This is a genomic window from Mycolicibacterium canariasense (assembly GCF_002101555.1).
Classification (GTDB): Bacteria; Actinomycetota; Actinomycetes; order Mycobacteriales; family Mycobacteriaceae; genus Mycobacterium; species Mycobacterium canariasense.
In genome coordinates this window covers 67,954-86,777 of record NZ_LQOL01000080.1, presented here as the reverse complement: position 1 = coordinate 86,777, position 18,824 = coordinate 67,954, and the positions used below count along the sequence as shown (strand labels likewise).

Sequence of the window (18,824 nt, the reverse complement as noted above, 5' to 3'; positions counted from 1 at the left end):
GCTAGGCCCCCAATCGGGTGAGTAGGGTCGAAAGCGCTTGCACCGCATCGATCTTCGCGGTCAGGTAATCGTCCGGCTTGTGCTCGGCGTCGGCCACGGCCTTGTCCGGTCCGGCCAGGTAGATCTGGGTCAGGCCGGCGGCCCGGCCGGCCGCCACCACGTCGGAGGCTTCCGTGGCGTACCGGGCGTCGGTGCCGCAGACCACCGCGACGGTCAGTCCGTCGGCGGCCGCCGCAACGCCGGCCGCATCGACCGTGCCGGGGTTGACCGCCTCGATGCCACCGGAAGCGAGCAGGTTCGACGCGAACGTCGTGCGGATGTTGTGCTCGGCCAGTGGTCCCAGCGGGAGCAGCAGCACCTTCGGGCGGGTGCCGTGCGCGCTCAGGTAGGCGTCGGAGCGGTCCCGCAGCGCTTCGAAACCGGCACCGTAGCGCAGTACCCGCGGTTCCGGATCGACTGCCGGAAGCGGCTTCTCGGCCAGGTTGGGGAACTCGTTGACCCCGGTGAGCGCCTTGCGACGGTGCGCGATGTCCGCCGTGCGACGGTCCCGGATCTCGGCGATCTGCGCGGTCAGGTAGCCCTGGGCGGCGCCGAAACCGCCGCGGCGCTCGAGGTCCTGGACGTGCGCCCAGGCCTGCTCGGCCAGGCCGGCGGTGAGGTCCTCGACAAACCAGGAGCCGCCCGCCGGATCCAGCACGCGGCCCAGGTGCGACTCCTCCAACAGCAACAACTGGGTGTTGCGCGCCATGCGGCGCGAGAAGCTGGCCGCGGTACCGGGCAGGCCGCCCGGGATGGCCGAGTCGAACGGCTGCACCAACACGGTGTCGGCGCCGCCGACACCGGCGGCGAAAGCGGCGACCGTGGTGCGCAGCATGTTCGTCCACGGGTCGCGCTGGCTCATCATGGGCGCCGACGTGACGGCGTGGACGGTCGCGGCGCCCTCGGCGTCGGCACCGACGACCTCGGCCACCCGCGCCCAAAGTGTGCGCGCCGCACGCAGTTTGGCGATCGTGAGGAACTGGTCGTCGTCGGCGGCGAACCGGAAGCTGATCTGCGCCAGAGCCTCGGCCACCGGCAGCCCGGCCTCGGTGAGGATGCGCAGATAGGCCACCCCGGCCGCGACGGCACCGGCCAGCTCCCACGAGGCGCTGGCGCCCAGATTGTGCAATGCGGGGCCGTCCACCGTGACGGCCCGCACCCCACCGCGGTATGCGACGGCCTTGCCCGCCACCGCGATCACCTCGTCGAGGGTCGCGGTCGCGGCACCGCCGAGGGCCGCGGTCAACGGATCGGCGCCCAGGTCCACCGACAGCCGGGCGCGCTGCTCGTCGTCGAACCCACCGAGCAGGGCCAACACCGCGTCGGCGGCGGCGGCGTAGTCGGCACCGGCGTCCAGGATCACCGGCACCAGCTCCAGGAACACCCCTTCCAGCAGCCGGTCCAGTTCCGCGGGCGCCACCCCGCGCAGCTGCAGCGCGCTCACCCCGTCGGTGAGGGCGCCGAGCACGGTGGCATTGCCCTCGGTGACGGCGGTCTGGCCGGGCAGCGGGAACACCTCGGCGACCTTCCAGCCGGCGTGCACGTCACGCAGCGCGTCGGCACCGCGGGTGTACGGCCACTGTCCCGGCAACGGCGCCTCGGGACGTCCGTCCAGGGCGGTGTACAGCGGCCGCACCGGGAAGCCTTCGTAGGTGGGTGAGTCGAGCAGACGTTCGGGCTCGGCGGGCAGTTCCGCCGGGTCGCGGCGGCTGCTCTTGGCCAGCACACCGGCCACACCGGACCGCCAGCGCGCGCGATCCGATTCAATGACGCTCGAGGACACTCGCGGCTCCTGGGTTGTCGCGGCTTGGGATCAAGCCCTGTCTGACCTAGTTAGACTAGCCAGGTGTGATTGGGGCCTTCTCACCTGAGGCTAAATGATCGGTATCACGCCAACGCGGGGCGGGCAAAGGCTACTGATCAGTAGCGTGACCGGCGTCTCCTTCGGCTGCCCCGTAGTCTTGGCAGACGTGAACGCCGCCGCCAGCACGTTGCGCACGGTCTGGGCCGCAGTGACATCGACGGCGGCCCAACTACCCCGCCGCCGGGTGCTGGCCCTTTCGGCGGCCGCTGTGATTCTCGTCGCACTGGCATTGTGGGTGCCGTTGCCGAGCGCGGTGCAGCTGCGCGACTGGGCCACCTCGGTGGGTCCGTGGTTTCCGTTGGCGTTCTTCGCGGCTCATGTGGTGGTGACGGTGTTCCCGTTCCCCAGGACCGCCTTCACCCTGGCCGCCGGCCTGTTGTTCGGCCCATGGCTCGGTGTGTCCATCGCCGTGGTCGCCAGCACCCTGAGCGCCGTGCTGGCGCTGGTGCTGGTGCGGGCGGCGGGCTGGCAACTGAGCAAGCTGGTCCGGCATCCGCGGGTGGATTCGTTGGATGCCCGGCTGCGTGAGCGCGGCTGGGTATCGGTGCTGTCCATGCGGATGATCCCGGCCGTGCCGTTCTCGGTGCTCAACTACGCCGCGGGAGCGTCGGCGGTGCGGGTGCTGCCCTACACCGTGGCGACCGTCGTCGGGCTGGCTCCCGGCACCGCGGCCATCGTGATCCTCGGCGACGCCCTGACCGGCAATATCAGCCCGCTGCTGTTTCTGGTGTCACTGTGTACGGCCGGTCTCGGGATGGCCGGCCTGATCTACGAGATCCGGGCACACCGGCGCCACCACCGGGACCGGTCTGCGGACTGAGGCGGATCAGGCGGCCTGGTCGAACGCCACGACCGACAGCGGCGCGGCGGCCGCCTGCCGGCGCTCGGCGCGGTTGGACACCGCCCCGGCTCGCCTGGACACCGCGATGAAGGAACCCGAACGGACGACGCCCAGCGGTCCGGGGCCGGCGAAGCGGGCGATGCCCGAGGCCTGCATGACGAAATTCGCCTTGGCCTGGCGGTAGCCGATACGCACGCCCACGCCGGACACCACCAGCAGACCCCCCAGACCCGGCAGCGCGAGGGCGGCCAGCGCCGCGATGGACACCGGCACGAGCATCTTGCTGACCGCGCGTTCCAGAACCGACGCCGCCGACCCGGTCGAGCTCACGCCGTGCAGCGCCAGCGGCTCGGTGCTGGCCAGTTCCTGGCTGAGCCCGACCGACGCCGTACCCGCGAAGGCGGGCGGTGCCGCGACGGGCGCGGCCGGCGTCACGACGGCGGGGGTCGCGGGGACCGGCGCCAGCAGCACCGGCAGCAGGTCCATCGGGGTGGCGGCCGGCGCGGTCACCCGCAGGACGTCGGTGCTGCCGCCGACGGTGGCGGCGGGCGGCGTCGAGGTGGCCGGGAACCCCAGCAGCGTGGAGAGGTCACCGGGGATCTCGGTGATGGTGGTGACCGATTCGCCCACCGAGGTCAGCACGGACTGCACGGTGGCCAGCACGTCACCGACCGGGTTGGTCGACGTCGGCAGCGTCGACAGCAGGGTCGGTAGCGCGTCGATGGCGTTCCTGGCGGAGTTGGTGGCGGCGTTGATGGAACCCGACACCGAGGATGCCAGCTGGTTCACCGGCGGCGGTTTGAACGAGAACGGCGACGCCGGCTTGGGCTTCGGCGGTGCGGACGGCGCCGTGGTGGGCGGTGTGGAGGGCGCCGTGGAGGGCCCCGTGGACGGTGTGGTCGACGGATCCGTCGACGGTGCGCCGCCCGCGGTGGTGCTCTTCGGGTCGGTCGACGACGAGGTCTGCCCGCTGCCGGCGGCACCGTCGGTGGCCGTCTGCTGGGAGCGCGGCGGCGGGAAGATGGTCACCTTCGGCGTCTGGTGTGTGGTGCCGGACCCGCCGAACGACCCGGTGAAGTCCCGGATGGTGGTCCGCACCCGGTCCTGGATACCGGCGATGACCGCACCCGGCCGGAGGTTCTTGGTGGTCGTGTTCGACGGCGAGGTGGACGAAGCCGACGAACCGGTCGAGGTGTCGCCGCCGGTCCCGGTCTGCGAGGACGATCCGCCGCTGTCGCTGCCGGTGTCGGCCATGGCAACCGCCGCCGAACCGAGAATTCCGCCGCCCCCGAGGAACAGAGTCGCCGACACCGCGCACACGCTCATCGCACTGCGCATCCGCCTCATGGCATCGTTCCTCGCACCCCAGTTTCGCCGGTCACCACATACCGGCCGCATCTCACACACAACGAGCTCCGGCAATCATAAGATATGTCACCGCGGACAAATTATCGACGCGTTCAGCGAAATCCCGGCGAATCCACATCGACCGTCACCGGCTCGTGACCCCGCTACACGCGGTGCGCGCCACCCGGGTACGGGCCGCCGGGCAGCTGCTGGGTGGGCCCGTCGGCCGTCGGCGCCGGCGGGGTGGGCGGCAGGGACGCCGGAGCGCCCAATGGCGGGGCGGTCGAGCGCGCCTCGGCCTCGGCCCGCGCCACGGCCTGGGCGATGGCCGGATCGGTCTCGGTGGAGAACCAGTCCGCGACCTCATCGGCCTCGTCCTGGTCGGATTTCGACGGGCCGTCGTCCACCGGCGACGGGGTGTAGCGGAACACGCCGTCCTCGCCGGGCGCACCCAGCAGTTTGGTGAATCCCTGTAGCGCCGAACCGAAATCGCTGGGCACCAGCCACACCTTGTTGGCCTCCCCCTTGGCCATCTGCGGCAGCGTCTGCAGGTACTGGTAGGCCAGCATCTCCGGGGTCGGGCGGCCCTTCTTGATCGCCGCGAAGGTCTTCTCGATGGCCTTGGCCTGCCCTTGCGCCTGCAGGTAGGCGGCCGCGCGCTCACCCTGGGCGCGCAGCATCCGGGATTGCCGATCGGCCTCGGCGGCCAGGATCGCGGCCTGCTTGGCGCCTTCGGCCGCCAGGATCTGCGCCTGCTTCTGGCCCTCCGCGGCCTTGATGGCCGCTTCCCGGCTGCCCTCGGCGGTGAGGATCATGGCGCGCTTCTCACGATCGGCGCGCATCTGCTTTTCCATCGAGTCCTGGATGGACGGCGGCGGGTCGATGCTGCGCAGCTCCACCCGGGCCACCCGCAGCCCCCACCGGCCGGTCGCCTCGTCCAGCACCCCGCGCAGCTGCCCGTTGATCGAGTCGCGCGAGGTCAGGGTCTGTTCCAGCGTCATCCCGCCGACGACGTTGCGCAGTGTGGTGGTGGCCAGCTGCTCGACGCCGACGATGTAGTTGCTGATCTGGTAGACCGCGGCCTGGGGGTTGGTCACCTGGAAGTACACGACGGTGTCGATGTTGACCGTGAGGTTGTCCTCGGTGATCACCGGTTGCGGCGGAAAGGACACCACGCGCTCGCGCAGATCCACCCTGGCGCGGATCTTGTCGACGAACGGCAGCAGCAGGGTCAGCTGGCCCGACACCGTCTTGCTGTACCGGCCCAGTCGTTCGATGACCGCGGCCTCGGCCTGCGGTATCAGGGCCACCGACTTGGCCACCACGACGATGGCGAACAACACCAGAACGGCCAACAACACGAGGCCGGCGACAGCACCTTCCATGGCGGATTCCTTCCCCGGGATCAGATGGTCTTGTAGACGACCGCGGTGGCACCGTCGATACGGATGACGGTGACGTGGTCGCCGGGTTCGAAGACATCGTTGTCGTTGAGGGGCCGGGCCGTCCAGACCTCTCCGTCGAGCTTGACCTGTCCCTGGTGGCGCGCCACCGTGTCCAGCACCAGCGCGCTCTTACCCTCCAACGCCTTCGCCGGTTCGGGCAGCCCGGTACCGGCGGTGAACCGGCGCCGCAGCGCGGGCCGGACCAGCACCAGCAACAGCACCGACACGACGAGGAACACCGCACCGTCGGCCCAGATCGGCCAGTCGAAGAAAAAACTGGTCCCGGTGGCGGCCAGGGCGCCACCGCTGAGCATGAGCAGGAAGAAGTCCCCTGTCAGCGCTTCCGCACCGGCCAGCGCCAGCGCCGCGACCAGCCAGATCAAAGCGGGCATACAGGCAGCGTAGCCGTTTGCGACCTGTCCGCGGGCCATCAGGCCGGATGTCTCACCAGCAATTACACTGCGAGCATCATGTGGTGCCCCAGTGCTTCTCTGTCGGTGTGGGTCAACTCCTGGCTCGCGGGGGTGGCCGCGCCCGATGACGTGTTGGACGCGTTATCCCAATGGGCGCCAAAACATTCGGTGACCGCCTATGACTCGGTGGCGGCCGGCTGTACCGGGCTGCCCTGGCCGGACCTGTTCCATTCCGGCACCATGTCGCTGCTGCAGACCATGCGCACCGCGGCCGGCCCGCCGATGGGCGCCCCCGCACTGACACTGGTGCTGCCGGTGCCCGGCGATGTCCGCGGCCTGCCCGCGGGCACGCAGTTCCAGCGTGACGCCATCACGATCGGCGAGGCCATCATCATCGGCCAGGATCCGGCCGGCGCCGTCGGCCTGGTGCCCGAATTCGACTACGACGATCTCGACGACCCCGACTACGAGCCGGACCCGATTTCCCTTGCCTGGACCGTGTACTCGGTGCCGGCCCCGGGCATCGTGGAGCAGCTCGACCTCGGTGACGCCGAGTACACCCTGCGCTCCGCGGTGCGCTCGGCCGCCGACGCGCTCGGTGCGCTGCGGGCCGGTGCCGGCGCCGCCGACGTGGACGATCCGCGCGGCATGGTGGAACAGCTGCTGGAGGCCACCCGGTTGCATCGCGCGCCCGACCACGCACCGGAGCGGGCGTTGCGCGTACTGGAGAACGCCGCACACGTGGACGCCATCATCACCGTCAGCTCCGGACTGATGCCGATCGGTCTGCAGAGTTCGTCGGCCATGCAGATCGCCAGCGACACCCTGCGGCCATTGTCCTCGGTGGTGCGCTCGGCGCGGCTGTCCGCGATCAACGCGATCATGTATTCGGCCTGGCGTAGGTAACCCCGTCAGCCGGCGGCGCACCCCGGCGTGCAGACGGCACCGTTGGTGCTGAAACCGTAACCGGGCACCGGGTCGGCGCCACCGGCGCGCACCGGCGGCAGGCCGCGCTGGGCCTCGTCGACCAGATCCATTGCCAGCCGGGCGAATCGGGGTTGGGCGTTGGGTGTGCCGGCCCGCGCGAACGCGATTCCGGCGGCCGCGGCCTGCTCGGCCAGTTCGTTGTCCAGGTCCCACACCACCTCGATGTGGTCGGCGACAAAGCCGACCGGGCACACGATGACCGCCTCGGTACCGGCCTGCGCCAGCGCCGCGAGATGATCGCCGACATCGGGCTCCAGCCAGGGCACCTGCGGGGGGCCGGACCGGGATTGCCACACCTGGTCGTAGGTGCCGTACCCGGCGGCGGCGGCGACCAGGCTCGCGGTATGGCCGACCTGGCGCTGATACAGGTCCTGGCCACACCGAGAGGCGGCGCGCAGCGGAATGGAATGCGCGGTGAACACCAGCCGGGCCCGGTCACGCAGATCCGGCGCCAGGGTGGCCGCGGCGTCGCGGATGGCGTCTGCGAACATCTCGATCAGCAACGGATGATCGAAGTACTGCCGCAGTTTGGTCAACTCCGGGGCGGCCGAACCGGCCGCGGCACGGCCCCGCGCGATGTCCTCCTGGTACTGCACACAGCCGGAGTAACCGCCCCAGGCCGAGGTGGTGAACACCGCCGCATGCCGCACACCGTCGTCGCGCATGGTGGCAACGGTGGCCTCCACATACGGCTCCCAGTTGCGGTTGCCGAAGTACACCGGCAGATCCCAGCCGCGCGCCGCGATCTCGGCCTCGATGGCGCCGATCAGCTCACGGTTGATGCCGTTGATCGGCGACACGCCCCCGAAGTGCAGGTAGTGTTCGGCGACCGCCGCCAGCCGTTCCGGCGGCACGCCGCGCCCCCTGGTGACGTTCTCCAAGAACGGCATGACCTGTTCGGGCCCCTCGGGTCCGCCGAAGGACAGCAGCAGGACGGCGTCGAACTTCATCGAATGTCGCTACAGCAGTTGGGTGCTGGCGCCACCGTCGGCATAGACGATGGTGCCGGTGGTGGCGGGCAGCCAGTCCGACAGCAGCGCACACACGGTCTTCGCGACCGGGGTGGGGTCCTTCATGTTCCAGCCGATCGGGGCGCGCTGATCCCAGCCCTCCTCCAGCAGCCGCATCTGGTCCCCGGCCTCGGCGCCGAGCGCACCGCCGACGATGGCGCTCATCGCCAACGTCCGGATGGGTCCCGCGGCAACGAGATTGGAGCGCACGCCGTAGGGCCCCGCTTCGCGGGCGACGAACCGGTTCACCGATTCCAGTGCGCTCTTGGCGACGGTCATCCAGTTGTAGGCCGGCATAGCGCGGGTCGGGTCGAAGTCCATCCCGACGATCCCGCCGCCGGGATTCATGATGGGCAGCAAGGCCTTTGCCAGCGAAGCGTACGAGTAGGCGGAGATGTGGATGCCCTTGGCGACATCTTCGTACGGGGCGTCGAAGAACGGGTTGATGCCCATCCCGCTCTGCGGCATGAAACCGATCGAGTGCACCACCCCGTCGAGCTTGGTGTCCGCGCCGATCACCTCGGACACCCGGCCGGCCAGCGAGTCCAGGTGCTCTTGATTCTGGACGTCGAGTTCCAGCAACGGAGCCGGTTTGGGCAGCCGGTCGGCGATGCGCTGGATGAGCTTGAGCCGGTCGAAACCGGTGAGCACCAGTTCGGCGCCGGCCTCCTGCGCCACCTTGGCGATGTGGAATGCGATCGAGCTGTCGGTGATGATCCCCGTGACGAGGATGCGCTTACCTTCGAGAAGCCCTGCCATGTGAAAGTCCTTACTGTTCGCGCTAATTCGTGAAGTTCTGGTGACCGCCGCTAATGACCCATGCCCATGCCGCCGTCGACGGGGATGACCGCGCCGGCGATGTAGGAGGCGTCCTCGGACGCCAGGAAGCTCACCGCGCCGGCGACCTCCGCGGCGGTGCCGACCCGCTTGGCCGGGATGAACTCCAGCGCGCCCTCCTGGATGCGTTCGTCCAGCGCGCGGGTCATCTCGGTGTCGATGTAGCCCGGTGCCACGACGTTCGCGGTGACGCCGGCCTTGGACAGCTCGCGGGAGATGGACCGGGCCATGCCGATCAGGCCGGCCTTGGCGGCCGCGTAGTTGGCCTGGTTGCCGATCCCCCACATCCCCGACACCGAACCGATGTAGATGATCCGGCCGAAGCGCTTGCGCTGCATGCTGCGCGAGGCCCGCTGGGTCACCCGGAACGCCCCGGTGAGGTTGGCGTTGATGACCTCGGTGAACCGCTCCTCGGTCATCCGCATCAGGAAGGCGTCCTTGGAGATGCCCGCGTTGGAGACCAGCACCTCGACCGGGCCCTGGTGCTCCTCGACCTCGGTGAAGGCGCGATCGACGGCGGCGGTGTCGGTGACGTCGCATTCGACGCCGAAGAGTCCCTCCGGGGCGCCGGATCCGCGATGGGTGACCGCGACCTTGTGGCCGTCGGCGGCCAGGCGCTGCGCGATCGCCAGGCCGATACCCCGGTTGCCACCGGTCACCAGCACCGAGCGCGACACGAAGGGCGGACGACCAGCCGAGGGTTGCGAGACTTCACCGTCACTCATGCCGCCAAACCTATCGCCCAGCCCACCGTTCGCCGAAATCGGAGTGCCCGCACTCAGCCGGGCAGCCTGCGGTTGATCAACAGCGCCGCCAGCGCCGCCAGCGCGAGCACCAGCGCGCCCAGGCGCAACCAACCCGTGCTGGCGTCGCCCTTGATGGTCTCGTAGCCGATCTGCTGCTGCAGCGAGGTGAACACCGCCTTGAGCTGTTCCAGGCTGGACGCGGTGAACGCCTCGCCGCCGGACAGGTCGGCGATCTTCTTGAGCATCTCGTCGTCGACGGGCACCGGCTGGCGCTGGTCGCTGATCTCGACATAGCCGTACGGGGTGCCGAAGGACACCGTCGAGATGGGCACGCCCTGATCCTTGGCGGTGCGGGCCGCGGTGTAGGCGCCCTTGGGATTGTCCGGGTTGGACGGCACGGTCTCCTTGCCGTCGGACATCAGCACGATGCGGGCCGGCGGCGGTTCGTCACCGCCGCCGATGACGGCGCCGACGGTGGCGATGGCCTGCAGCGCGGTGAAGATGCCCTCACCGGTGGCGGTGCGGTCGGCCAGCTGCAGTTTGTCGATGCCGTTCTTGGTGGCGTCGCGGTTGGTGGTCGGTGAGACCAGCACGGTGGCGGTGCCGGCATAGGCGATCAGCCCCAGGTTGATCCCCGGGGTCAGCTGGTCGGCGAACTGTTTGGCCGCCTCCTGGGCGGCGACCAGCCGGCTGGGTGCCACGTCGGTGGCCCGCATGGACTGCGAGACATCGATCACCAGCATCACGACCGCACGGTTGCGCGGGATGCGGACGTCGTGGGTGGGGCCCGCCATCGCGACCGTGAACAGCAGCAGCGACACGACCAGCAGGATGGCGGGCACGTGCCGCCAGCGGGTGGGCTGTTTGGGCGCCACCTTCTCCAGCAGTTCCATGTTGGCGAAGCGCAGGATCCGCTTCTGGCGGGCCAGCTGCACCACGATGTACAGCCCGACCAGGCCGAGGATCACCAGCAGGAACAGGAAGAACCACTTGTGTTCGAATCCCGTCAGCGTCATCGGTCCGAGCAACGGCAAAGTCATGTGCGGCTTGTCATTTCCGTTTCGATACTCATCGGGCTGCCAGGGCGCCGCGCCGGCGGTTGGCGACGAACCGGACCACGTCGGCGATCCAGTCCCGGTCGGTGCGCAGGGTCAGCAGGGGTGCGTCACAGCGGCGCAGGGTGCGGGCCACCTCGGCGCGGTGGGCGGCGGCGGCCTTGGCGAAATCGTCGCGCAGCTTGGCGTCGATGGTGAATTCCCGCGTGACACCGGTCTCGGTGTCCTGCAGGATCACATCGCCGATATCGGGCAGTTCGATATCGCGGGGGTCGAGGATCTCGATGCCCAGCACCTCGTGCCGACCGGAGATGGCGCGCAGCGGCCGCATCCAGTCGATCGGGCCGAGGAAGTCGCTGATGATCACCGCCATCCCGCGTCGGCGTTCCGGGCGGCGCAACGCGTCGATGGTGGCGGCCAGGTCACCGCGCACCCCGGGTGGCGCCTGCGGGGTGGTGGCGATGGCCCGCAGCAATTCCTGCTCGTGCAGCCGGCCGGACAGCGCCGGGACGCGGCGCAGGGTGTCACCGTTGGAGATCAACGCGCCGAGCCGGTTGCCGCCGCCGCTGTTGAGGAAGGCGATCGCGGCCGCGGCGGCCACCGCCAGATCGCGCTTCTCGCAGCCGGCGGTGCCGAAGTCCAGGCTGGCCGACACGTCGACCACCAGCCAGGTCTCCAGTTCGCGGTCGGCGATCATCTGCCGGACGTGCGGGTGGGTGGTGCGGGCCGTCACCGACCAGTCCATCCGGCGCACGTCGTCGCCGGGCTGGTACATCCGGGATTCGCCGGGCTCGGATCCCGGGCCCGGGATCAGCCCGAGATGGTCGCCGTGCAGCACCCCGTCGAGCTTGCGGCGCACCGTGAGCTCGAGCTTGCGCAGCGCGGCCGACAGCTGCGGGTCGCGGATCTCGCCCCGTTTGAGCGACGGCAGGTCGACCGTGCGGCCTGCCTTCGGCTGATCCGAACGATCCGGCACGGTGCCGGTCACCGACCGCTGGCCGCCGCCGCGGCAGGCACCCCGGGCGGCGCCGAATGCCCTTGCTGTGGAATGGCATTCACCTGCGGCAATCCGACGGTCTGCAGGATGCGGTTGATCACGGTCTCCGAGGAGATCTCGTCGGCCAACGCGTCGTAGGTGAGCACCAGGCGGTGGCGCAGCACGTCCGGGATGACCTCGACGACGTCCTGCGGGATGACGTAGTCCCGACCGCGCACCAGCGCCAACGCGCGGGAGGCGGAGATGATGCCCAGCGAGGCACGCGGCGAGGCGCCGTAGGCGATCCACGACTTGGCGTCGGGCATGCCGAACTTCTCCGGTTCACGGGTGGCGGTGACGACGCGCACCACGTAGTCGACCAGGGCGTGGTGCACGAAGTTGTTGGCGGCCACCTCCTGCAGGCGCAGCAGGTCGCCGGTGTTGAGGATCTGCTTGGGCTCCGGCGGTTTCACACCCATCCGGTAGATGATCTCGCGCTCTTCCTCCGGCGACGGGTAGTCGACGTTGAGCTTGAACAGGAACCGGTCGCGCTGCGCCTCGGGCAGTTGGTAGACGCCCTCCTGCTCGATGGGGTTCTGGGTGGCCATCACCAGGAACGGCGTGGGCAGCGGGAACGTCTTGCCGCCGATGGAGATCTTGCGCTCGGCCATCACCTCGAGCAGAGCCGACTGCACCTTGGCCGGCGCCCGGTTGATCTCGTCGGCGAGCAGGAAGTTGACCACCACGGGGCCGAGTTCGATGTCGAACTCTTCCTTGCCCTGCCGATAGATGCGGGTACCGACGATGTCGGTGGGCACCAGGTCCGGGGTGAACTGGATGCGGGCGAAGGTGCCGCCGACCACCTTGGCGAAGGTCTCGACGGCCAGCGTCTTGGCCACGCCGGGCACGCCTTCGAGCAGCACGTGCCCCTTGGCCAGCAGCCCGACCAGCATGCGCTCCACCAGCTGGTCCTGCCCGACGATGATCCGCTTGACCTCGAAGATCGCGCGTTCCAGCGTGTGCACCTCGTTCTGCAGCGCACTGTTGTTGGCGGGGGCGGCGGAAGCCTGTGTCGGCGCTCCGGGCGGGTAGCCCTGCGTCGGGGCCGGGCCTGGGTAGCCTCCGGCGCCCTGCGGCGGCCCACTCGGTGACGTCATCTAGCTTCCTCCCACAGTCGTTGTGTGTACCCGGCTGGTCAACCCTGAACTACCAGGGCGCCGCCGGTGCGGCGACACGCCCGCCGTCAACTATTCCAGGCAGTCGGGGATCCGTCGACGCCGCGGGCCCCTGCTCAGGCTGTCCTCAGGATTCGATGATGCGCGACAGGTGCGGTGACATGCCCGCCATCCGGACCGGGCTGACGGTCACTTTCTCGGCGCTGCCGGAGGCCTCCAGCATCTTGCCGCCACCCAGATAGATCGCCACGTGCTGGCTGCCGCCGGGACCGTAGAAGATCAGGTCACCGCGCTTGGCCTGCGACGGCGGGATGGGCCTGCCGGTGTTGTACTGGTCGCCGGAGTACTTGGGGATCTGCACGCCGACACCGGCGAAGGCGTAGCGGGTCAGGCCGGAGCAGTCGAAGCCCATCTTTCCGGCGTCGTAGTCCACCCCGGGCCCCGGGCCGGTGAGGGTGCCCCCACCCCACGAGTACGGCACACCCATCTGCGAGCCCGCGCGGCGGATCACGTATTCGATGGCCTGCGGGCCGCGCACCCGCCCGCCGGGCAGGGCGGCGGCCGACTTGGGCGCCAGGCCCAGGGACTGCAGGAACTGCTGGCCCAGACTGGCGGTGGTGTCCAGTGCGATCTTGCTGACCTGGAAGCCGGCGTTGGCCATCGCGACCGGATCACCGGGCGCGCCGGAGCTGACGATCTTCGGCAGGGTCGGATCCCATTGCCCGTCGTCGGGTGCCGCGGCGGCCGGGGCCACCGCGCCGAGCGTCAGCGCCGCCCCGGCCAGAACCGAGACGACAGCCACCTTGAGTCGAAACATCTTGGAGCGCAATACAATCCTCAAGTCAGTACTCGATGTAGCGAATGACGTACGGGGTCATGCCGCCGGTCCGGACCGGCGAGACCTTGACGTTGGACCCGGTATAGGGCGCTTCGAGCATCTGCCCGTTGCCGAGATAGAGGGCAACGTGCTGGCTGCCGCCGGGGCCGTAGAAGATGACGTCGCCGCGGCGCATCTCCGAGGACGGGATCTTGCGGCCCATGTCGTACTGCGAGCCCGAGTAGTGCGGCAGCTTGATCCCGACCCCGGCGAAGGCGTACAGGATCAGGCCCGAACAGTCGAAACCGACTGTGCCGGCCCCGGAGTCGATGCCCCGGCTGGGGCCACCGGCGTTGCCGCCACCCCACGAATACGGCACGCCCATCTGCGACATGGCCCGCTGGATCACGTACTCGGAGGCCTGCCGGCCGTACACGCGCGGGATGGCGCCGTTGGTGTATCCGGTCGGCGTGGGGATCAGGCCCAGCTTCTGCAGGAAGGTGCGACCCATGTTGGCGGTCAGCTGGGCCGAGGTGTTCATGATGCCGAGGATCGCGTTGATGATCGCGATCGGATCGCCGCTGACGAAGGCGCTGGGGATCATCGGCAGGGTGGTGTCCCACTGACTGGTGTTCGCCGGGGCGGCAGTCTTGCCGGGGACGCGGTCCCAGTCCGCGCCCGCCGCGGGGGCCGGCGCCGGTCCCCCGGGCGTGGGGGCGGCCTGTGGTTGGGCCGCGTCGGGCGCCGGTTGGGCGGGCCGCTGCGCGGCGGCCAGTTTCGCCTGTGCCGCACTGCGTTCGGCGGTCAGTTTGTCCAGTTCCTGCTGCTGGCCGGCGAAGGTCTGCTGGGCCTGGGTGAGGCTGGCCACCGCGGCGTCCTGGCTGGCCTGCGCGGCGGCGGCGGCGTTGTCGGCGGTCTCTTTGGCCAGCCGGGCGGCCGACTCCCGGTTGATCTGGTCGGTGCGGGCCCGCTGCAGGTCGGTGACGACCTGTTGTGAGCTCATGGCGAGCGCCTGGCCGGCCGCGGCGGTGCGCAGCGCTTCCGCCGGGTCGGCAGCGGTCAGGTAGGACGCGGACGGGCCGTTGACATAGGTCGCGGCGGCGAAGGTGTCGAAACGCTTCTGGGCGTCCGCGATCCGCGCATCGGCGTCGCTGACGCCGCGTCTGCTCTCGTCCAGTTTCTGCTGTGCGGCCGCGACGTTGTCGCGGGCGTTGGCGACGTCGACGAGGGCCTTGTTGACGCTCTCCTGTTGCATCTGCACGGCCGCGCCGAGGTCCTGCAACTTCTGATCGGCCTCGGCCACCGCGGCGACGAGCGCGGCGATCCCCTGCGGGTTGGCCGGTTCGGCGACCGAAATGGCCCCGTTCGGCATGGTCCCCGCCAGCAGCACGCCGAAGGTCACCGGAACCGCGCACAGCTGCGCGTACCACCGGGAGGCGCCAGGGGTGCGTCTCATTGGACTCAGGTCTCCTAGGGCAGGACGCGAACGTCGTGGCACTTCACGCAGTGCCCGTAGCCGCCCCGGGGGTGACGTTTTCCCATCACTTGGGTCACATCAATCACAGCTGCAACTACAGGCACTGTCTGCACCGTACGTCACAGCACGCTCTAAAGAAACTTTAGTAACAAATTACATGATTGTAATTGAATCGGTCGTGACCGAACGGTGATATTCGAATTCACGAGGGCCACTCGCCGGCCGGTCACACCATTACTGCGGCGCGTCGGACACCGCTTTTTCAGCAACATTTCGCCGGGCGCGAATCTGCAGCATACGGGCACCAACGGCGGCCGCAGCTACCCCCAGCACCAGCACGATGGTAAACGGAGTCCAGGGAAAGTCCGGGGTCTGCAACTGCGACACGAAATTCTTCGAAGATTGGACGGCATTACCCGTTTTCGCCAGGTCCTGACCGGCCTCCAAGGTGACCCGGTCATAAACGTGGCTGTAGGTACCCGCGAAGCCCGGGCTGATCACCAGAACGGTGGATCCCGGGTAGACCGTGCCGACGTCGTTGGCGACATCGCGCAACGGTGTGTCGATCGGCGGGCTCGTCGGCAGCACCACCAGCTTGAGGTCGATGCCCTGGGCCTTGGCGTCGGCCACCACCTGAGCCAGCCCGGCGGGGTCGGCCGACGCGGGAGCGGCCACCCCGTCCTCGCGCACATCGGCCAGCACCTGCGCCATGCACTGGTCCACCGGGGTGGTCAGGTCCAGGCCCACGGTGGAGCAGACGTCGGGGGGGATGTAAGCGGGTACGAACTGAACCGTCACGTGGCAGACGGTACTGGAAATTCACCCGAGCGAGTGGCAGCACGCGCGCGAGGAGACAAGACTGGAACCGCCCCCTCGGGCGATTCACAGGACAAGCGTACTGTTAGGATTATCGACGCCGTCGACACAGCCCGTCGCGGCGATGACTAACCGGGAGTTGATGTGACTAGCACAGATTCGGTCAATTCATTTGGAGCCCGCGACACTCTCACCGTCGGGGACAACAGTTACGAGATCTACCGTCTCGACGCAGTGCCCGGAACCGAGAAACTGCCCTACAGCCTCAAGGTGCTCGCCGAGAACCTGCTGCGCACCGAAGACGGCGCCAACATCACCTCCGAGCACATCGAGGCGATCGCGAACTGGGATCCCTCGGCCGAGCCGAGCATCGAGATCCAGTTCACCCCGGCCCGCGTGTTGATGCAGGACTTCACCGGCGTGCCCTGCATCGTCGACCTGGCCACCATGCGGGAGGCCGTCGCGACCCTCGGTGGCGACCCGAACAAGGTCAACCCGCTCTCCCCCGCCGAGATGGTCATCGACCACTCCGTCATCCTCGACGTGTTCGGCAATGCCGGCGCCTTCGAGCGCAACGTCGAACTCGAATACGAACGCAACGGCGAGCGTTACCAGTTCCTGCGCTGGGGTCAGGGCGCGTTCGACGACTTCAAGGTCGTCCCCCCGGGCACCGGCATCGTGCACCAGGTCAACATCGAGTACCTGGCCCGGGTGACCATGGTCCGCGACGGGGTCGCCTACCCCGACACCTGCGTGGGCACCGACAGCCACACCACGATGGAGAACGGCCTGGGCGTGCTGGGCTGGGGCGTCGGCGGTATCGAGGCCGAGGCGGCCATGCTGGGCCAGCCCGTCTCGATGCTCATCCCCCGCGTCGTCGGTTTCAAGCTGACCGGCGAGATCAAGCCGGGCGTCACCGCCACCGACGTGGTGCTCACCGTCACCGACATGCTGCGCAAGCACGGCGTCGTCGGTAAGTTCGTCGAGTTCTACGGCAAGGGTGTGGCCGAGGTGCCGCTGGCCAACCGCGCCACCCTGGGCAACATGAGCCCCGAATTCGGTTCCACCGCAGCGATTTTCCCGATCGACGAAGAGACCATCAACTACCTGCGGCTGACCGGGCGCAGCGAGGAGCAGTTGGCGCTGGTCGAGGCCTACGCCAAGACACAGGGGATGTGGCACAACCCCGACCACGAGCCGGCCTTCTCCGAATACCTCGAGCTGGATCTGTCCACCGTGGTGCCCTCGATCTCCGGACCCAAGCGTCCGCAGGACCGCATCGAACTGTCCGACGCCAAGAACGCATTCCGCAAGGACATCCACAACTACGTCGAGGAGAACCACCCGACGCCGGAGACCAAGCTGGACGAGGCCGTCGAGGAGTCCTTCCCCGCCAGCGATCCGGCCTCGCTGTCCTTCGCCGACGACGGCGCGATCGATGTCCGCCCGTCGGCTGCCAACGGGGCCGAGGGCCGGCCGTCCAAGCCGATCACGGTGCGCTCCGAGGAGCGCGGTGAGTTCGTACTCGACCACGGCGCCGTCGTCGTGGCGGGTATCACCTCGTGCACCAACACCTCCAACCCGTCGGTCATGCTGGGCGCCGCCCTGCTGGCCAAGAAGGCCGTCGAGAAGGGCCTGACCACCAAGCCGTGGGTCAAGACGAACATGGCGCCGGGCTCGCAGGTCGTCACCGACTACTACAACAAGGCCGGCCTGTGGCCGTACCTGGAGAAGCTGGGCTACTACCTGGGCGGCTACGGCTGCACCACGTGTATCGGCAACACCGGTCCGCTGCCCGACGAGATCTCGGCGGCCATCAACGACAACGACCTGTCGGTGACGGCCGTGCTGTCCGGCAACCGCAACTTCGAGGGCCGCATCTCCCCCGACGTGAAGATGAACTACCTGGCCTCGCCGCCGCTGGTGATCGCCTACGGCATCGCGGGCACCATGGACTTCGACTTCGAGGCCGATCCGCTCGGCCAGGACAGCGACGGCAACGACGTGTTCCTCGCAGATATTTGGCCATCTGCCCAGGAAATCGAGGAGACCATCGCGTCGTCGATCAACCGGGAGATGTTCACCGACTCGTACGCCGACGTGTTCAAGGGCGACGAGCGCTGGCGTTCGCTGCCCACACCCGAAGGCAACACCTTCGAGTGGGACGAGAAGTCGACCTACGTCCGCAAGGCCCCGTACTTCGACGGCATGCCCGCCGAGCCGGAGCCGGTCAAGGACATCACCGGCGCCAGAGTGCTTGCGCTGCTGGGCGATTCGGTGACCACCGACCACATCAGCCCGGCCGGTTCGATCAAGCCCGGCACCCCGGCCGCCCAGTACCTGGAGGCCAACGGCGTGCAGCGCAAGGACTACAACTCGCTGGGAAGCCGCCGCGGCAACCACGAGGTGATGATCCGCGGCACCTTCGCCAACATCCGGCTCAAGAACCAGCTGCTCGACGATGTGTCCGGTGGCTACACCCGTGACTTCACCCAGCCGGGGGGCCCGCAGGCGTTCATCTACGACGCCTCGGTCAACTACCAGAAGGCCGGCATCCCGTTGGTCGTGCTGGGCGGCAAGGAATACGGCTCCGGTTCGTCGCGGGACTGGGCGGCCAAGGGCACCACACTGCTGGGTGTGCGTGCGGTGATCACCGAGTCGTTCGAGCGCATCCACCGCAGCAACCTGATCGGCATGGGTGTCATCCCGCTGCAGTTCCCGGCGGGTGAGTCGGCGGCCAGCCTGAAGCTCGACGGCACCGAGACCTTCGACATCACCGGTATCGAAGAACTCAACAACGGTAAGACGCCCAAGACGGTGCACGTGACCGCCACCAAGGAAGACGGCAGCAAGGTGGAGTTCGACGCGGTGGTCCGCATCGACACCCCCGGTGAGGCCGACTACTACCGCAACGGCGGCATCCTGCAGTACGTGCTGCGCAACATGCTGAAGTCCTGAGCGAAGCTCCCAGGCGATAAG

General features: G+C 68.9%; 16 protein-coding genes. 3 read left to right on the top strand and 13 right to left on the bottom strand.

Annotated elements, in window-relative coordinates:
* Nucleotide 1: 1 nt before the first annotated feature.
* Entirely contained in the window at nucleotides 2-1,822 is a 1,821-nt protein-coding gene (mutA, locus tag AWB94_RS27530) for a methylmalonyl-CoA mutase small subunit (protein WP_062655488.1), read from the bottom strand.
* A 187-nt stretch (nucleotides 1,823-2,009) separates the two neighbouring features.
* Here mutA and AWB94_RS27525 point away from each other — a divergent pair, with 187 nt between their 5' ends.
* Nucleotides 2,010-2,723, top strand: coding sequence for a TVP38/TMEM64 family protein (locus tag AWB94_RS27525; RefSeq protein WP_062655489.1), 714 nt, complete (start codon nucleotides 2,010-2,012; stop codon nucleotides 2,721-2,723).
* A 6-nt stretch (nucleotides 2,724-2,729) separates the two neighbouring features.
* Here AWB94_RS27525 and AWB94_RS27520 read toward each other — a convergent pair whose 3' ends face one another.
* From AWB94_RS27520 to AWB94_RS27510, 3 genes are all read right to left on the bottom strand, one after another.
* Entirely contained in the window at nucleotides 2,730-4,091 is a 1,362-nt protein-coding gene (locus AWB94_RS27520) for a hypothetical protein (RefSeq protein WP_131805219.1), read from the bottom strand.
* Between the two features lie 164 nt (nucleotides 4,092-4,255).
* Nucleotides 4,256-5,476 carry an SPFH domain-containing protein gene (locus AWB94_RS27515; RefSeq protein WP_062655491.1) on the bottom strand — a complete coding sequence of 407 codons (1,221 nt, stop codon included), beginning with the start codon at nucleotides 5,474-5,476 and terminating at the stop codon, nucleotides 4,256-4,258.
* Between the two features lie 20 nt (nucleotides 5,477-5,496).
* On the bottom strand, nucleotides 5,497-5,928 hold the full coding sequence (locus tag AWB94_RS27510) for an NfeD family protein (protein WP_062655492.1): 432 nt from the start codon (nucleotides 5,926-5,928) through the stop codon (nucleotides 5,497-5,499).
* Nucleotides 5,929-6,006: 78 nt separating this feature from the next.
* Here AWB94_RS27510 and AWB94_RS27505 point away from each other — a divergent pair, with 78 nt between their 5' ends.
* Nucleotides 6,007-6,855, top strand: a complete 849-nt coding sequence (locus tag AWB94_RS27505) for an Rv1486c family protein (protein ID WP_062655493.1) — start codon at nucleotides 6,007-6,009, stop codon at nucleotides 6,853-6,855.
* 5 nt (nucleotides 6,856-6,860) lie between these two features.
* Here the strand turns inward: AWB94_RS27505 and AWB94_RS27500 are convergent, their stop codons facing one another.
* The 9 genes from AWB94_RS27500 to AWB94_RS27460 all read right to left on the bottom strand — a co-directional run bounded on the left by AWB94_RS27500 (nucleotide 6,861) and on the right by AWB94_RS27460 (nucleotide 15,827).
* Nucleotides 6,861-7,886, bottom strand: coding sequence for a ferrochelatase (locus tag AWB94_RS27500; protein ID WP_062655494.1), 1,026 nt, complete (start codon nucleotides 7,884-7,886; stop codon nucleotides 6,861-6,863).
* A 9-nt stretch (nucleotides 7,887-7,895) separates the two neighbouring features.
* The gene (gene inhA / locus AWB94_RS27495) at nucleotides 7,896-8,705 is read right to left on the bottom strand and encodes an NADH-dependent enoyl-ACP reductase InhA (protein WP_062655495.1); all 810 of its coding nucleotides are present in this window, start codon (nucleotides 8,703-8,705) and stop codon (nucleotides 7,896-7,898) included.
* Between the two features lie 50 nt (nucleotides 8,706-8,755).
* The gene (gene fabG1, locus AWB94_RS27490; protein WP_062655496.1) at nucleotides 8,756-9,508 is read right to left on the bottom strand and encodes a 3-oxoacyl-ACP reductase FabG1; all 753 of its coding nucleotides are present in this window, start codon (nucleotides 9,506-9,508) and stop codon (nucleotides 8,756-8,758) included.
* 53 nt (nucleotides 9,509-9,561) lie between these two features.
* Nucleotides 9,562-10,569, bottom strand: a complete 1,008-nt coding sequence (locus tag AWB94_RS27485; RefSeq protein ID WP_062655497.1) for a VWA domain-containing protein — start codon at nucleotides 10,567-10,569, stop codon at nucleotides 9,562-9,564.
* Between the two features lie 28 nt (nucleotides 10,570-10,597).
* Nucleotides 10,598-11,572: a DUF58 domain-containing protein gene (locus AWB94_RS27480; protein ID WP_234811901.1), complete on the bottom strand. Its 975-nt coding sequence runs from the start codon at nucleotides 11,570-11,572 to the stop codon at nucleotides 10,598-10,600.
* Complete coding sequence (moxR1, locus tag AWB94_RS27475; RefSeq protein ID WP_062655498.1) at nucleotides 11,569-12,717, bottom strand: chaperone MoxR1; 1,149 nt, start codon at nucleotides 12,715-12,717, stop codon at nucleotides 11,569-11,571. The genes AWB94_RS27480 and moxR1 overlap by 4 nt, the downstream gene beginning before the upstream one ends.
* Before the next feature lie 145 nt (nucleotides 12,718-12,862).
* Complete coding sequence (ripB, locus tag AWB94_RS27470; RefSeq protein WP_062655499.1) at nucleotides 12,863-13,552, bottom strand: NlpC/P60 family peptidoglycan endopeptidase RipB; 690 nt, start codon at nucleotides 13,550-13,552, stop codon at nucleotides 12,863-12,865.
* A gap of 25 nt (nucleotides 13,553-13,577) precedes the next feature.
* Nucleotides 13,578-15,008 (bottom strand): NlpC/P60 family peptidoglycan endopeptidase RipA, encoded by a 1,431-nt coding sequence (gene ripA / locus AWB94_RS27465; RefSeq protein WP_062655500.1) that lies wholly within the window; start codon nucleotides 15,006-15,008, stop codon nucleotides 13,578-13,580.
* 255 nt (nucleotides 15,009-15,263) lie between these two features.
* Nucleotides 15,264-15,827, bottom strand: coding sequence for an Rv1476 family membrane protein (locus AWB94_RS27460; RefSeq protein WP_062655501.1), 564 nt, complete (start codon nucleotides 15,825-15,827; stop codon nucleotides 15,264-15,266).
* A gap of 162 nt (nucleotides 15,828-15,989) precedes the next feature.
* On the opposite strand from AWB94_RS27460, the gene AWB94_RS27455 reads away from it, so the two are divergent.
* Nucleotides 15,990-18,803, top strand: coding sequence for an aconitate hydratase (locus AWB94_RS27455; protein WP_062655502.1), 2,814 nt, complete (start codon nucleotides 15,990-15,992; stop codon nucleotides 18,801-18,803).
* Nucleotides 18,804-18,824 lie beyond the last annotated feature (21 nt).

Bases quoted from the DNA above. Each gene is read 5' to 3' on its own strand.
- AWB94_RS27520 (WP_131805219.1), bottom strand. From the start codon at position 4,091: ATGAGGCGGATGCGCAGTGCGATGAGCGTGTGCGCGGTGTCGGCGACT.
- AWB94_RS27515 (WP_062655491.1), bottom strand. From the start codon at position 5,476: ATGGAAGGTGCTGTCGCCGGCCTCGTGTTGTTGGCCGTTCTGGTGTTG.
- AWB94_RS27510 (WP_062655492.1), bottom strand. From the start codon at position 5,928: ATGCCCGCTTTGATCTGGCTGGTCGCGGCGCTGGCGCTGGCCGGTGCG.
- AWB94_RS27505 (WP_062655493.1), top strand. From the start codon at position 6,007: ATGTGGTGCCCCAGTGCTTCTCTGTCGGTGTGGGTCAACTCCTGGCTC.
- AWB94_RS27500 (WP_062655494.1), bottom strand. From the start codon at position 7,886: ATGAAGTTCGACGCCGTCCTGCTGCTGTCCTTCGGCGGACCCGAGGGG.
- inhA (WP_062655495.1), bottom strand. From the start codon at position 8,705: ATGGCAGGGCTTCTCGAAGGTAAGCGCATCCTCGTCACGGGGATCATC.
- fabG1 (WP_062655496.1), bottom strand. From the start codon at position 9,508: ATGAGTGACGGTGAAGTCTCGCAACCCTCGGCTGGTCGTCCGCCCTTC.
- AWB94_RS27485 (WP_062655497.1), bottom strand. From the start codon at position 10,569: ATGACTTTGCCGTTGCTCGGACCGATGACGCTGACGGGATTCGAACAC.
- moxR1 (WP_062655498.1), bottom strand. From the start codon at position 12,717: ATGACGTCACCGAGTGGGCCGCCGCAGGGCGCCGGAGGCTACCCAGGC.
- ripB (WP_062655499.1), bottom strand. From the start codon at position 13,552: ATGTTTCGACTCAAGGTGGCTGTCGTCTCGGTTCTGGCCGGGGCGGCG.
- ripA (WP_062655500.1), bottom strand. From the start codon at position 15,008: ATGAGACGCACCCCTGGCGCCTCCCGGTGGTACGCGCAGCTGTGCGCG.